Raw genomic sequence first — 13,727 nt, 5'->3', positions numbered from 1 at the left:
CTGATCTTCGGTAGGGCATACTCCGCTTGCTCCGGCTTTGCTCGCGCTTTGCCCGGAGTCGCTCCGGGCGTACCCCGGAAGTCGCCTCGCGCCCGCTCGAAGTCTGCTCCGAGTCCCCCCACACTCACCGGCAGCACCGTCCGGCGGTGCACGTCGGCCTGTTCATTTCTCCGGGTCCTGTGGGGGGATCTGCCCGATGGGCGCAACTCTGCGCGCGCTGCGCGCTCTCGTTCTGCTGTGCGGTTTCCATCTGCTGAGCCTGCTGCTGCTCGCGGCGCTGGCCGGTGTCGACGTGGCCGTGATCACCTGGGTGCACGGCGCCTCCGGCATCAAGATCGTCGCGGTCTCGGTGCTGCTCGCCGTCCCCGTCGTACGCGGCATGTTCATGCTGCGCACGCCCAAGGGTGAGGGGCCGCCCGGCATCGAGGTCACCGAGGCGGACGAGCCCCGGCTGTGGGCGCTGGTGCGGGAACTCGCCGCGGCGACCGGCACCCGCGCCCCCGACCGGATCGTGCTGACGGCCGACGTCAACGCGGCCGTCAGTGAGGACGCGCGGCTGCTCGGACTGCGGCCCGGCCCGCGCCGGCTCTATCTGGGCGTCCCGCTGCTGACCGGACTGACGGAGGCGCGGCTGCGCGGTGTGCTCGCCCACGAGTACGGCCACTACACGGGCGGTGACACCCGGCTGTCCGCGCTCGTGGTGCGCGGCCGGGTGCAGATCGCCCGGGTCATCGAGAACTTCCACGAGAAGGCGGACGGCAAGGTGGCCGCCGAGCGCGGCCGCCAGGAGAAGGCCGCCGCCAAGCGGGTCGCCAAGGGCAAGAAGGCCAAGGAGGTCGACACCGCCGGGGCCGGGGTGGCGTACCGGATGATGGCGTCGGTCTACACGCTGTACGGCAAGCTCTATCTGCGCGCCTCCCTTTCCACGGCCCGCGCCCAGGAGTACGCGGCCGACCGGGCCGCCGCCCGGATCGCCGGGCGCGACGCGATCGCCTCGGCCCTGCGCGAGATCCCGGCCCTGTCCGCCTCGCACGACTTCTACCTCGACTCGTACGCCACCCTGGGTCTGCCGGTGCGGCTGCTGCCGCCGCGCGGCGAGTTCTTCGGGGGCTTCGCCCGGCTGCTCGCGGCCCGCGAGCAGGAGCTGGCGGAGCTGCGGACGGAGCTGCCCACGGCACCGGCCTCGCCGTACGACTCCCACCCGCCGATCGCCGAACGCGTGCGCCGGCTCGAGGCGCTGCCCGCCGACGGCCGCTCGGCGGAGGCTGGGGGCCCGGCGCTCGCCCTGCTCACCGACGCGGAGAAGACCCTGACCGCGCTGGAGGACGCCGTCCTGTCGGACGAGATCCTCGGCCACCCGCGCGCCGCCGCGTGGCAGGAGCTGCTGGACGCCGCCATGGCCCAGGGCATGTCCGCCACGCACACCGCGCTGCACCGGGCGCTGGCCGAGTACACCGGGCAGCCGGCCACACTGTCCGCGTTGCTGGAGGTCGTCGACGACGGCCGGCTGTGGCGGCTGGCCGAGCGGCTGCCGCTGTCCGATCAGGCGGCCGCGGCGAAGGGCCGGGCCTTCCGCGAGTTCGTGCGGCCGCAGCTGCGCTCGTCGCTGCGGACGATGGTGCTGGCCGAGTTCAGCGCTCGTTCACTGCTGAGCTGGGAGTTCTCCTGGTCGCACGCGGCCGCCGCGCGGCTGACCGGCCCGGTCCCGCACAGCACCCCGGACGAAGGCCCCGAGGCCGCGCTCGAGGCGGCCGTGAACGCGGCGCTCGCCGACCACCCCGACACCGCCCCGCTGCGGACCCTGCTGCCCCCGGCGGCGACGCCGCCCGTGTGAGCCGCGGGCACACCACCCGCCCCCGCACGACCAGGCCACGCCGACCCCCGACGCCGTCCCCCGAAGAACGGACCTCACTCCCCCATGACCGTCCTGCTCTGGATCCTCGGCATCCTGGCCGCCCCCGCGGTGCTCTTCGCGCTGTGGCTGGCCTGGGTCTTCCTGAAGGAGTTCTTCTCCCCCAGCCCTGACGACGACGACGCGGCCGCGGCCGCCGAGGCCGCGGAGAAGCTCGGACTGCTGCCCGTCGAGCGGCAGAACACCGACCACGCCGCCCCGCTGCCCGCGGACTGGGCGGCGGCGCTCACCGCGGTCCGGACCGGCGACTGGCGGCCCGCCGCCGAGCTGCTGAGCGGCATCGGCCGGGACTGGGAACGCCGGTCGGCGGCCGGCTACCTGCTCGCCGAGTGCGCGGCCGAGGAGGACGAGTGGCTGCTGGCCTGGGAGACGGCGCGCCCCGACGACCCCGACGCGGCCGTGGTCCGGGCGCGCAGCACGGTGATCCTCGCCTGGAAGCTGCGCGGCGCCAAGACGGGCCGGCACACGACGCGGGAGCAGGCCGAAGGCTTCCACCGGACGCTGCGCGGCGCCCGCGAGGAGATCGCGCGGGCGGCCGCGCTGAACCCCGACGACCCGACGCCGTACATCGCGGAGATCTGGGTGGCGCTGGGACTCGGCTACCCGAACGCCGAGATGGAGAAGCTCTGGGCGCAGATCACCACCCGGGCGCCGCACCACTACGAGGCGCACTTCTCGGCTCTCCAGTACTGGTGCGCCAAGTGGCGCGGCTCCGAGCGGCTGGCGTTCGACTTCGCCGAGCGGGCGGCGGCCGAGGCGCCGCCCGGCAGCCTGCTGACGGCGCTCCCGCTCATCGCGCACTTCGAGCACGACGACTCGGAGGACACCGCGGCCGACAACACCCCGCGGATGCTGGCCCGGGTGGAGGCGGCCCGCGCGGACGCGGCGGCCGCCGACCCGGCCCACCCGCGCCTGCCCGAGCTGCGCCACCTGCTGGCGTTCTATCTCCATCTGCAGGACCGCGACGAGGCGGCGCTGGAGCAGTTCAAGCTGGTCGACGGCCATGTCAACGCGCTGCCCTGGCGCTACCGGGGCGACGGCATGGCACGCCACTTCTGCCAGGTGCGCGACACGGTGGCCCACCGGGTGTCGGCCACGGCCTGATCCTCGGCAGCGGTTTTCTCGGGCGACGGCACCGGCCCCGACCCCGTACATTCACCCCTCGCACAGGGACGAGAAAACGTGTGAGGACGTGTGAACGGGAGGGGCCGGATGGGCGGTCGGACGTTTCTGATCGGTGGCGGATGGGACCGCGCGGAGGTGTACGCGCCGTTTCTGCGGGCGGCCGCGGAGCGCGCCGGCGGTGTGCCGCGGATCGGCTGTGTCGTCGTGGACGAAGGTGACGGGCGGGAGCAGTTCGAGCGGTTCGCGCAGGCGCTGGGCAGGAGCGGGGCCGGGTGTACGCCCGTGCCGGCGCTGGTGCCGCTCGGTGGGCGCTTCGAGCCGGAGCAGGCGCTGGACGGCGCCGACGGGCTGCTGGTGTGCGGTGGGCTGACGCCCGCCTACCAGGAGGCGTTCGCCGGCTGCGCGGACCGGCTGCCGCGGCTGCTCGCCGAGCGCGGAGTGCCGTACGCGGGCTTCTCCGCGGGTGCCGCCGTCGCCGCCCGGCGGGCGGTGGTCGGCGGATGGCTGGTGGACGGGGTTCCCGTCTGCCCCGAGGACACGGCGGAGGACTTGGAGGAGGTCGCGGTGCGGCCGGGTCTGGGGCTGGTGCCGTTCGCGGTGGACGTGCACGCCGCGCAGTGGGGGACGCTGGCGCGGTTGGTCGCGGCGGTGGGGCGCGGGGACGCGCCCTACGGCGTCGCCGTCGACGAGAACACCGTGGTGGAGGTGGCCGGCCCGGCCGCCCGGGTGGCGGGACTCGGACGGGCGCATGTCGTACGGCCCGGTGCGGACGGCGCGGTGGCCGTGCGGTCGTACGCCGACGGGGAGGGCTTCGACGTCGCCTGAGGCGGGCGGGGCGAACGGGCCCCACTGGACCGGCGCCCACCGGCCGGCGCGCTCGGCGCGTCGGCCGGTGGGCCGGACCGGTGAGCCGGCCGGTGGGCCGGACCCGTCAGATGGTGGCCGTGTCGATGACGAAGCGGTAGCGGACGTCGCTGGCCACCACCCGCTCGTAGGCCTCGTTGATCTCGGCCGCGCCGATCAGTTCGACCTCCGCGCCCAGGCCGTGCTCCGCGCAGAAGTCCAGCATCTCCTGGGTCTCCGGGATGCCTCCGATGTTGGAGGTGGTCAGGTTGCGCAGGTTGCCGAAGAGCGAGGTGAGGGCCACGTGGACCGGCTCCTCGGGCAGACCGACGTTCACCATCGAGCCGCCGGTGCGCAGCAGCGAGAGGTAGGCACCGAAGTCCATGGGGGCCGAGACGGTGTTGAGGATGATGTCGAACGTGCCCTTCAGGTTCTCGAAGGTCGCCGGGTCGCTGGTGGCGTAGTAGTGGTCGGCGCCCAGTCGCAGGCCGTCGTCCTTCTTGCGCAGGGACTGGGACAGCACGGTGACCTCGGCGCCCATCGCGTGCGCGATCTTGACGCCCATGTGGCCGAGGCCGCCGAGGCCGACGACGGCGACCCGCTTGCCGGGACCCGCGTTCCAGCGCTTGAGCGGCGAGTAGGTGGTGATGCCGGCGCACAGCAGCGGGGCGGCCACGTCGAGGGACAGGCCGTCGGGGACGCGGACGACGTAGTTCTCGTCGACCACGATCTTCTCGGCGTAGCCGCCGTAGGTCGGCTCGCCGTCCCTGCCGACGGCGTTGTAGGTCCAGGTCGGGCCGCGGTCGCAGTACTGCTCCAGCCCGGCCTTGCAGTTGTCGCACTCGCGGCAGGAGTCGACCATGCAGCCGACGCCCACCCGGTCGCCCACGGCGAACTTCGTGACGCCCGGCCCGACCTCGGACACGACGCCCGCGATCTCGTGACCGGGGACCATCGGGAAGATCGCCTCGCCCCAGCCCTCACGGGCCTGGTGGATGTCGGAGTGGCAGATACCGGCGAACTTGATGTCGATCAGGACGTCGGACTCACCGACCGGACGCCGCTCGATGGTGGTCCGCTCCAGCGGAGCCTTCGCGGCGGGCGCGGCATAGGCGGCAACAGTGGTCATGGGGGGATCTCCTAGCAGACTCTCGGTGCCCGGTCGCCTTCCGGCCAGGTACGTCTTCCAGCGTGCCCCATGTCCCGCGAGTCACCCAGGTCACGCTTCTTCGTACGACCACCGTGCCTACCACTGGCGGGGTCAGGCTTGCCTGCCTACGACCACGCGGCACCACGGATACTTGTCGTATGGATGTACAGCCGGAAGCGGCCGCGGGACCACCCCTGGACCGGTGGGCCGAGCTGAGCGAGTTCCTGCGCAGCCGGCGGGCCCGGCTGAAGCCGGAGGACGTGGGACTGCCCGACTTCGGCCGGCGCCGCAGGGTGCCGGGGCTGCGCCGCGAGGAGCTGGCCCAGCTCGCCGGGGTGTCGGTGGCGTACTACACGCGGCTGGAGCAGGGCAACGGCCGCAACGTCTCGGCGGAGGTGCTGGACTCCATCGCCCGGGCCCTGCGCCTGACGGACGCCGAGCACGCCCACCTGACCCACCTCGCCAAGCCGACGGCGCACAAGAAGAAGCCGACGGCACGGCAGCAGCAGGTGCGGGCGGCGCTGCGCCAGCTCCTGGACTCGATGGAGGGCGTCCCGGCGTACGTGGTCGGCCGGCGCACGGAGGTGCTCGCCTGGAACCGGATGGCGGCCGCGGTCTTCGGCGACTGGTCGGAGCTCGCGCCCGCCGAGCGCAACTGGGCGCGAATGGTGTTCCTGCGCCCGGACTACCGGGACCTGTTCATCGACTGGGAGCAGAAGGCGATCGACATCGTCTGCGCCCTGCGCATGGACGCGGGCTGCTATCCGGACGACCCACGGCTGTCCACGCTGGTCGGCGAACTGTCGGTGAAGAGCGCGGAGTTCCGCCGGCTGTGGGCGACGCACGACGTCAAGGAGAAGGGCTACGGCGTCAAGCGTCTGCGGCATCCGCTGGTGGGTGAGCTGTCCCTCAGCTTCGAGACGTTCCGTCTGGCGGACGACGGCGACCAGGCGCTGATCACCTACCACGCCGAGCCGGACTCCCCGTCGGCGCAGTCCCTGCGGCTGCTGGCGAGCTGGGGCACGGACGCGGCCCGCGCGGTGCCGACGGCCTGATCCGCCGGGCCGGTTCTAGTCCTCGACGCCGAGGTCGGCCCGCATGAGCCGGCGCATGGCGGTGAGCAGGGGCTCGGCCTCCTTCAGGTCGCGCAGGGCCCCTTCGGCGCTCTCGGCCTCGCGGGCCAGCCCCCGGTCGAGCCGCTTGACCACGGCGTCGATGCGGGCCAGTACCTCGTTGACGGCCCGGGAGGCGTCGAGGATCCGCTCGGGCACCACCATCTGCGCCTCGGCGTACCGGTCGCGGTAGTCCCGCCGGGCGTCCTCCAGCTGCTCCCGGTCCTGCCCGGCGTAGACGCCGTCGCGCACCCGGTGCAGGGCGTCCTTCAGCAGGGTGTGGAACTGGCGCGAGGCCCGGTTCATGGCGGTGTAGGCGTCGCGCCGCGCCTCGAACAGCCGTCGCCGCTCGGCCTGTCCGGCCTCCTGGAGGCGCTGCCGGTCGGAGTGGCGCTGCGCGAGCACCGGCGCGAGGAGCGTGCCGAGGACACCGACGACGGCTGTGATCATTGCGGTCATGGCGGCGGTCACGAGGGGACCCTACGTCGGCCGGGTGCGCCGGCGACACGGCGAGGGGCGTACCGGAAGCCACTCCCGGCACGCCCCCGCTCAGGACACTCGGAACCGCTGCCCGCCGCTCACTTGCCGTAGTAGGCGTCGTAGACGGTGATCAGCGACGTGTTGCCCTTCTTGTCGGTGATCCTGGCACGGAACGAGACGGACTTGTTCCGCGCCGGGTTCTTCACGGTGACCTTGCCGCCGCGGACCTCGGTCTTCTTGAAGGTCTTCCCGTCGTAGGAGACGTACACCTTCAGGGACTTCAGGTCGCGGCCCGCGGCCGCGCCCTCGACGGTGACCGGGAAGGTGACCTTCTTCCCGGCCTCGACACGGCTGTCCAGGCCGGTCTTCGCACCGAGGTGAAGCGCGGACACCGGGAGCTGGGCGAAGCCGTTGGCGGGCTTCTTCGAGCGGAAGGTCCAGCTCGCGTCGATCCGCGAGGAGGCCCTGGCGACCGCGGCCGGGCGCCGGACCGAGGTGGTCAGCCTGTAGGCGGCGTCACCGGCCGGGACCTTGAAGGTCTCGCCGCCGAACAGCGGGTCGTCGTTGGAGCCGACCTTGACGCCGTCCCGGTACAGGGTCGTCCGCACCGAGGAGAACGTCGAGTATCCGGCGTTCCCGGAGCCGTCGGCGAACAGCGGCAGCGAGCCGTAGATCTCGTTGCCGTCCCGGAAGACACCGAGGTCGGCGCCGACGTGCGGGGCGAAGACCGCGGTGTTGACGGTCCTGGTGTACGTCCTGCCCGCCGTGAACGACCGCGGGTCCGACGAGTAGGCGGCGTCGGCGACCGGGAAGCCGTCCTGGTCGACCCCGCCGTCCTGCTCGAACTCGAACTGCCACCGCACGCCGCCCTTGGCGGACAGGTGCAGGGTGCGGGTGCCGGGCAGCTTCTGCGGGAGGCTGATGGAGGAGCCGCTGGAGCTGCCGGGCAGCCACCCCACCGCGCCCACGGAGCCCGTCTTGCCGCTCGCGGCGGCGCCCATCCGGGCCTTGACCGTGGCCAGTTCGCTCGCCTTGTAGTGCTTGGTGTAGCCGGTGGCGAACTGCCCGACCGGGCCGCCGGACGTGGTGGCGTACTCCTCCGTCGCGCCCTTCGACCAGTGGCCGTCCCACTGCTGGAACAGGGTGCCGGAGGCCGGCCGCGGGCCCAGGGCGGCGGTGCGGAAGTTCTTGTACGAGTCGAGCAGCCAGCCGTAGCCGTACTGGCCGTCGCCGGCGGTGACGTCGAATTCCGGCACGGCGAACTCGGACCTGGCGCGGGACGCCGGCACCGTGATGTCCACCGGCCTGGTCTTCCGTGCGTCGATCGTGATGGTCTGCTTCTTCGCGACGGTCAGCTTCGGCTGGGCGATCCAGTCGACGCCCTTGGCGGCGTCCTCGGGGTCGACGAACACACCGCTGTTGAGGATGTACGTGCCCTTGGGCGCGCGCACCTTCACCGTGCCGGACTTGTCGTACGGGTTCAGGAACTGGCCGTTCGCCAGGCCCGCCACGCCGGTCAGGTCGGCGCCGTAGTACGGGGCCGGCTTGCCGTCGCGGCCGATGAACCTGAGGGTCAGGTCGTACGACTCCACCTCGCGCTGCACCGCGGCGGCCGTACGGACGTTCTGCCCGCCGCCGGTCGCGGTCACGTACGCGGAGTAGGCGCCGTCGGTGGTGCCGCCCAGCCTGGTGTCGGCGGTAAGGCCGACCGAGGCCGTGCCGTGCGCCGGGACGGTCACCGTGGTCGCGGCGAGCTTGAAGAGGCCCGCCGGGGCGGCATGGCCCCTGGGGTCGGTTGCCGTGCTGGTCAGGTCGAGCGTGACGTCCTCGTCGCCGAGGTTGCGGTACGTCAGCCGCTTGGTGACCGGCTTGTCGTCGGTGTGCGGCCAGGCCTGGGTGCCGAAGCCGACCGAGACGGGCTCGGCGACGACGGACTGCTTGATCGCCCGGTCGACCGCGATCCGGCCCGAACCCTGCTCGAACGGGGTGTACTTGCCGCCCTTGGCGGAGCCGGTGAGCGCGCCCTTCAGTTCGGCGTAGCCCCAGTCGGGGTGCTCCTGCTTCAGGATCGCGGCGGCGCCGGCGACGTGCGGGGTGGCCATCGAGGTGCCGGAGATGGTCAGGTAGCCCTCGGGCTTCTCGCCGACCTCCTTGTCGATGACGCTGCCCTTGGCCGCCGCGGCGGTGATGTCCACGCCGGGCGCGGTGACGTCCGGCTTGATGGCGCCGTCGCCGACCCGCGGGCCGGTGGAGGAGAAGTCCGCCAGCCTGTCCTTCTTGTCGACGGCGCCGACGGTGAGCGCGGCGTCCGCGCTGCCCGGTGAACCGATCGACTGGGGGCCCTCGTTGCCCGCGGCGATCGCGAACAGGATGCCCTTCTCGGCGGAGAGCTTGTCGACCTCGGCCTCGAGCGGGTCCACCTCGGGCGTGTCGTAGCCGCCCAGGCTGAGGTTGATGACGGAGGCGCCCTGCCCGGCCGCCCACTCCATGCCGGCGAGGATGCCGGAGTCGTCACCGGATCCGGAGTCGTCCAGGACCTTGCCGTTGAGGATCTTGGCGTCCGGCGCGACGCCCTTGTACTTGCCCCCCGACTTGGCGCCGGTGCCCGCCACGATGGACGCGACGTGCGTGCCGTGCCCGAAGTGGTCGGTGGCGTCGGCGGCGGCGGTGAAGTTCCGGGCGTCGATCACCTGGTCCTTGAGGTCCGGGTGGGTGGCGTCCACTCCGGTGTCCAGGACGGCGACCTTCACGCCCTTGCCGGTGTAGCCGGCGGCCCACGCGGTCGGGGCGCCGATCTGCGGCACGGACTTGTCCAGGGCGGCCTCGCGGACGCCGTCGAGCCAGACGTGCGCGATGCCGGAGGCGGCCCGGTCGCCGTCGGTGACCGCCTCCCACAGCCCGCTGGTCCGCTGGGCCGGGGTCTGCACGGCGTCCGCGTTCAGCGCCTTGAGGCTGCGGCGCAGGTGACCCGCGTCGCGGACGTCGGTCTTGGCGGCGGTGGCGGTGCCGCGGTAGCCGACGATGACCTTCAGGCCGTTCTTCTGGGCCTTGCGGGTGGCCGCGCGGTTCAGCTCGGTGATGTCGAACAGCCGTTGGTCCAGCGTGCCGGAGGCGACCAGGCGGGCCGCGTCGGCGGGGACGACCAGGGTGTGCCCGGCGGCCCGGCGGACCTGGAACGGTATGTGCTCGCGCCCCTCGGCCCGACGCAGGCCGACGACCCGGCCCTTGCCGTCGAGGGTCACGCGGTCACCGGTGATCAGGGTGACGTGGTGCCGGGCGGTGAACGAGGAGGCGGCGGCCGGAGCCTGCCGACCGGGCTTCGCCGACGCGGGGCTGGTCATACCCGCTGCGAGGGCGACGGCTGCGGCGGTGGCCACGGTGGCCGCAGCTGCTCTTTTCACTTGTCTGCGCAAGATCTCCCCCTGGAGATGAGGTACCGGGCGAATTCCCCGTTCACCCGGCCGGGGGAAGATTCGTACACCTGCACGTCAATCCCCCCGGGGCACGCAGTATGACGGGGGGTGATCAGACGGCTCAAGAGCGAGGAGAAGGGCGGTAGGCCCCGCCAGGAACTGTTACGCGCCGGGCGGGACACCGTTACACAACCGCGAAGTCCCCCGAGTACGAGCGGTGTTATACGCCGTCAGGCGCCCGCGTTCTCCTTGATGGTGATCTTCCCCTTGCGGATGGTGGCCGGCTGCGGGGCCTTCCTCGCGATCGAGGAGTCGTGGGTGACCATGACGAAGGTCAGCCCGTGCTCCTTCCACAGGCGTTCGAGCATGTCCATGATCTCGTCGCGCATGCCCTCGTCGAGATTGCCGGTCGGCTCGTCGGCGAGCAGCACCTTGGGCCGCTTGACGAGGGCGCGGGCGATGGCGACGCGCTGCTGAAGGCTGTGCCCCACCCCGGGAAGAGCCCGGAAAACGCCGGTGCCGCCCCTGGGACAGGGGCGGCACCGGAGCGGGTGGCGGGGAGCGCGGGATCAGACGGCCGAACCGGCCTTCCACTGCGCCCAGTCCAGGTTCCAGCCGTTGAGGCCGTTGTCCGGGGAGACGGTCTTGTCGCCGGTGTGCCGGACCACCACGACGTCACCGATGAGGGAGTGGTCGTAGACCCACGCGGCGGGGGTGCTGGGGTCCTTGGCGCCCTTGGTGTCGGACAGGCCCACGCAGCCGTGGCTGGTGTTGACGCTGCCGAAGATGGACTTCGCGCCCCAGTAGTTGCCGTGCAGGAAGGTGCCGGAGCCGGTCAGCCGGATGGCGTGCGGCACGTCCTTGATGTCGTACTCGCCCTTGCCGTCGTCGTCGGTGAAGCCCACGGTCGCGCCGTTCATGCGCGTCTCCTTGAACTTCTCGGACATCACCATGATGCCCTCGTACGTCTTGTTCTCCGGCGAACCGGCGGAGATCGGTATCGTCTTGATCGTCCTGCCGTCCTGCGTGACCTTCATCTTCTTGGTCTGCGCGTCGACGTAGGAGACCTGGTTGCGGCCGATGTGGAAGGTGACCGTCTTCTGCTGCACGCCGTAGACGCCGGAGGCACCCTCGACACCGTCGAGCGCGAGCTTCAGCGTGACGGTGGAGTTCTCCTTCCAGTACGCCTCCGGGCGGAAGTCGATGCGGTTGGCGTTGAACCAGTGGCCCACGACCTCCTGACCGCTGCTGGAGGTGACCGAGATCCCCTTCTGCACGGCGGCCTTGTTGGTGATCGCCTTGTCGAAGCTGACCGACACCGGCATGCCCACGCCGACGGTCGAACCGTCCTCCGGCGTGAAGTTGCCTATGAAGCTGTTGGTCGGCGAGACCGTGGTGAAGGAGGCGTTCTCGTGGGCCACGCGGCCCGCGGAGTCCTTGGCCTCGGCGGCGAGCTTGTAGGTGGTCGACCGCTCGAGCTGGGCGCTGGGCTTCCAGCTCGTCTTGTCGGCGGACAGCGCGCCGGCCACGGCCTTGCCGTCCTCGGTGGTCATGGACACGTTGGTGAGGGTGCCCTTGGCGACCTCGACGGCGGCCGAGTTGTTGATGGAGGCGTTGTTCGAGCCGTCCTTCGGCGTGATCGTGATCTGGGCCTCGGAGGACTTCTTGGCCGCTGCCTCGTCGGCCTTGGCCTGCGAGGTGTCACCGTTGCCGGCTGCCTTGGCGTTGCCGCCGCCGGAACACCCGGTGAGTGCCAGCACTCCGCCGAGCAGTGCGGACGCGACCGTCAGGCCCCTGCGCCGCTTACTGTCCGTCATCACACGCTTCTCCATCGTTGCCGAAATCGCGAAAACCCCGAGTCCCCATGGGAACCATCAACGCTACGGACGATTCGTCCCGTTCCACATGGCTTGTGGCTGTGGGTCATCCCACGTCCGCCAGTGACGGGTGGTACTGAAATCGTCCGTGCGCCCCCTGAGACGACAAAGCCCCGGACGGCGGTTGCCGTCCGGGGTGCACAAGTGCCCCGGGACGCTCAGCCGATGCCGTCCTCTTCCTCGTCGCCGTCCCCTCCATCATCCTCGTCCACTTCCCAGTCCGGGGAGTTGGGGTCGTAGTCGATCCGCTCGCTGGACCAGGAGGCCTGCTGGAGCTCCACCCCAGGCACCTCGCTGACCAGGTCGAACGGGTCCACGAGATACGCAAGGGCCTCCGCGGTGTCTTCCGTCACAGCGCCCTCGGCCTGCGGCCGCTCCTCCTGCGGCAGCTCCGGATCGGCGGCGAGCCGGCGCAGCGCGGCCTTGGTCAGCTCGTCCTCGTCCTCCACCTCGAGGACCAGATCCACCCGAAGGCGCACAAACCTGGATGTCTCTTCCGTGTTCATGGCGGGAGCGTACGACTGAAACCCCCCGTGACTTTCCTGTGACCCGCGACTTTCACTAACATCGCCCCACACGGCCAATTCGCCAGCGTCACAAGGGGATCGATATTCCGTGTCATTCGCTCGCCGTCCGCTGCTGACCGCCACCGCCGCGGGGACGCTGCTGTGCGCCCTGTGGTTCGTCCCGTCCGCCAACGCGTCCCAGGACGACACGGCGAGAGCGACGACCGAGGTGGCCTCCACGACACCGGTCACCCAGCAGGCGAAGGCCGTGAGCGAGGCCACGACGGCCGACGCCGCGGACACCACGGAGCTGGCCGACACCGGCAGCTTCGACACCACGCCGTACGTGGTCGGCGGCAGCCTGTTCCTCACCGTGGGCGCCGGGTTCGTGGTGTATTCGGTGCGCAGGGAACGCCTCGGGTTTTAATCTCGCTTGACGATTCTTTGACAGTGCGCTCATAGTCCGCTCATGAAGAGATCATCGGGCGTGCGGCTGTGCGCCACCGCGGCTGTGGGCGCACTGTCGCTCGCCCTCATCACGGGCTGTTCCGACGGCGGTTCCGGGGACGGCAAGGGCGGCTCGGCGAAGGCGCTGAGCGCCGCCGAACTGAAGGACCTGGTCATCGCCAAGGGCGAGGTGCCGGGGTTCAAGGTCGGGGCCGTCAAGGGCGGTCTCCCCGACAAGAGCAAGGTCAAGGCGGAGGACACCCGGTGCGACCCGCTGCTGCGGGCCCTGACCGCCATCGCGCCCGGCGAACCGGCGGCACAGGCCAGCCGCATGGCCACGGAGGACAAGAAGGACCCCACGGACGACGCCACGTCCCTGGACGATCTGGCCGACGGCAAGTTCGAGGACGCGCTCAACAAGTCCATGGACCTGGACGTCACCGTGGTCACCCTGGCCTCGTACGACGGTGACGGCGCCGAGCAGGCCCTGAAGTCGGTCTCGGACGCGGTGAAGGCGTGCTCGGGCGGCTTCGCCGGTGAGCAGGACGGCGAGAAGGGGAAGTTCACCAAGGTCGCCGAGGAGAAGTCCTCGGGCACCGGTGACGAGTCGGTGGCCTTCACGGCGACCAACGACAGCTCCGACGAGGGCGACATGCCGCTGCACGGCGAGGTCGTGCGGCACGGCAACACCCTCGCGACGTACTCCACGATCAACATCGGCGCGATGATGTCCAAGAAGCCCTACTCGGTCTCGGCACCCGTCATCAAGGCGCAGGCCGCCAAGCTGAAGTGACGGCCCGTCTCCGGACGGAGGCGACCGGCGGACCTGGCCTCCTGGAGCGGCGCTCCGGGAGGCCCTGCC

Annotated in this window: 11 protein-coding genes and 1 pseudogene; 6 read left to right on the top strand and 6 right to left on the bottom strand. The window is 71.5% G+C overall.

What is annotated here, in order from left to right; translation table 11 throughout:
- The first annotated feature begins 196 nt into the window (after positions 1–196).
- The 3 genes from ACFVVO_RS02390 (at position 197) to ACFVVO_RS02380 (ending at position 3,862) form a co-directional block, all read left to right on the top strand.
- The gene (locus ACFVVO_RS02390; RefSeq protein WP_390051088.1) at positions 197–1,834 is read left to right on the top strand and encodes a M48 family metalloprotease; all 1,638 of its coding nucleotides are present in this window, start codon (positions 197–199) and stop codon (positions 1,832–1,834) included.
- Between the two features lie 84 nt (positions 1,835–1,918).
- On the top strand, positions 1,919–3,016 hold the full coding sequence (locus ACFVVO_RS02385; protein WP_390051087.1) for a hypothetical protein: 1,098 nt from the start codon (positions 1,919–1,921) through the stop codon (positions 3,014–3,016).
- Positions 3,017–3,124: 108 nt separating this feature from the next.
- The gene (locus ACFVVO_RS02380) at positions 3,125–3,862 is read left to right on the top strand and encodes a hypothetical protein (protein WP_390051086.1); all 738 of its coding nucleotides are present in this window, start codon (positions 3,125–3,127) and stop codon (positions 3,860–3,862) included.
- Positions 3,863–3,968: 106 nt separating this feature from the next.
- On the opposite strand, the gene ACFVVO_RS02375 is transcribed toward ACFVVO_RS02380, so the two are convergent.
- Complete coding sequence (locus ACFVVO_RS02375) at positions 3,969–5,009, bottom strand: NAD(P)-dependent alcohol dehydrogenase (RefSeq protein WP_390051085.1); 1,041 nt, start codon at positions 5,007–5,009, stop codon at positions 3,969–3,971.
- Positions 5,010–5,188: 179 nt separating this feature from the next.
- On the opposite strand from ACFVVO_RS02375, the gene ACFVVO_RS02370 reads away from it, so the two are divergent.
- The gene (locus ACFVVO_RS02370) at positions 5,189–6,085 is read left to right on the top strand and encodes a helix-turn-helix domain-containing protein (protein ID WP_390051084.1); all 897 of its coding nucleotides are present in this window, start codon (positions 5,189–5,191) and stop codon (positions 6,083–6,085) included.
- A 15-nt stretch (positions 6,086–6,100) separates the two neighbouring features.
- Here the strand turns inward: ACFVVO_RS02370 and ACFVVO_RS02365 are convergent, their stop codons facing one another.
- From ACFVVO_RS02365 to ACFVVO_RS02345, 5 genes and pseudogenes are all read right to left on the bottom strand, one after another.
- The gene (locus ACFVVO_RS02365) at positions 6,101–6,613 is read right to left on the bottom strand and encodes a hypothetical protein (protein ID WP_390051083.1); all 513 of its coding nucleotides are present in this window, start codon (positions 6,611–6,613) and stop codon (positions 6,101–6,103) included.
- A gap of 107 nt (positions 6,614–6,720) precedes the next feature.
- Complete coding sequence (locus tag ACFVVO_RS02360; protein ID WP_390051082.1) at positions 6,721–10,023, bottom strand: S8 family serine peptidase; 3,303 nt, start codon at positions 10,021–10,023, stop codon at positions 6,721–6,723.
- 242 nt (positions 10,024–10,265) lie between these two features.
- A pseudogene (locus tag ACFVVO_RS02355) lies at positions 10,266–10,511 on the bottom strand (ATP-binding cassette domain-containing protein); the annotation flags it as partial.
- Positions 10,512–10,604: 93 nt separating this feature from the next.
- On the bottom strand, positions 10,605–11,852 hold the full coding sequence (locus ACFVVO_RS02350) for an Ig-like domain-containing protein (RefSeq protein ID WP_390051081.1): 1,248 nt from the start codon (positions 11,850–11,852) through the stop codon (positions 10,605–10,607).
- Positions 11,853–12,070: 218 nt separating this feature from the next.
- Positions 12,071–12,418 (bottom strand): hypothetical protein, encoded by a 348-nt coding sequence (locus ACFVVO_RS02345; RefSeq protein ID WP_390051080.1) that lies wholly within the window; start codon positions 12,416–12,418, stop codon positions 12,071–12,073.
- A 109-nt stretch (positions 12,419–12,527) separates the two neighbouring features.
- Here ACFVVO_RS02345 and ACFVVO_RS02340 point away from each other — a divergent pair, with 109 nt between their 5' ends.
- Together ACFVVO_RS02340 and ACFVVO_RS02335 are read left to right on the top strand one after the other, a co-directional pair.
- Entirely contained in the window at positions 12,528–12,845 is a 318-nt protein-coding gene (locus ACFVVO_RS02340) for an LAETG motif-containing sortase-dependent surface protein (RefSeq protein WP_390051079.1), read from the top strand.
- Positions 12,846–12,887: 42 nt separating this feature from the next.
- On the top strand, positions 12,888–13,658 hold the full coding sequence (locus ACFVVO_RS02335; RefSeq protein WP_390051078.1) for a hypothetical protein: 771 nt from the start codon (positions 12,888–12,890) through the stop codon (positions 13,656–13,658).
- Positions 13,659–13,727 lie beyond the last annotated feature (69 nt).

Origin of the sequence: Streptomyces sp. NPDC058145, from assembly GCF_042884245.1 — a bacterium.
Lineage (GTDB): Bacteria > Actinomycetota > Actinomycetes > Streptomycetales > Streptomycetaceae > Streptomyces.
The sequence above is the reverse complement of the archived record's forward strand: the minus strand, read 5'-3'. Positions and strand labels throughout refer to the sequence as shown.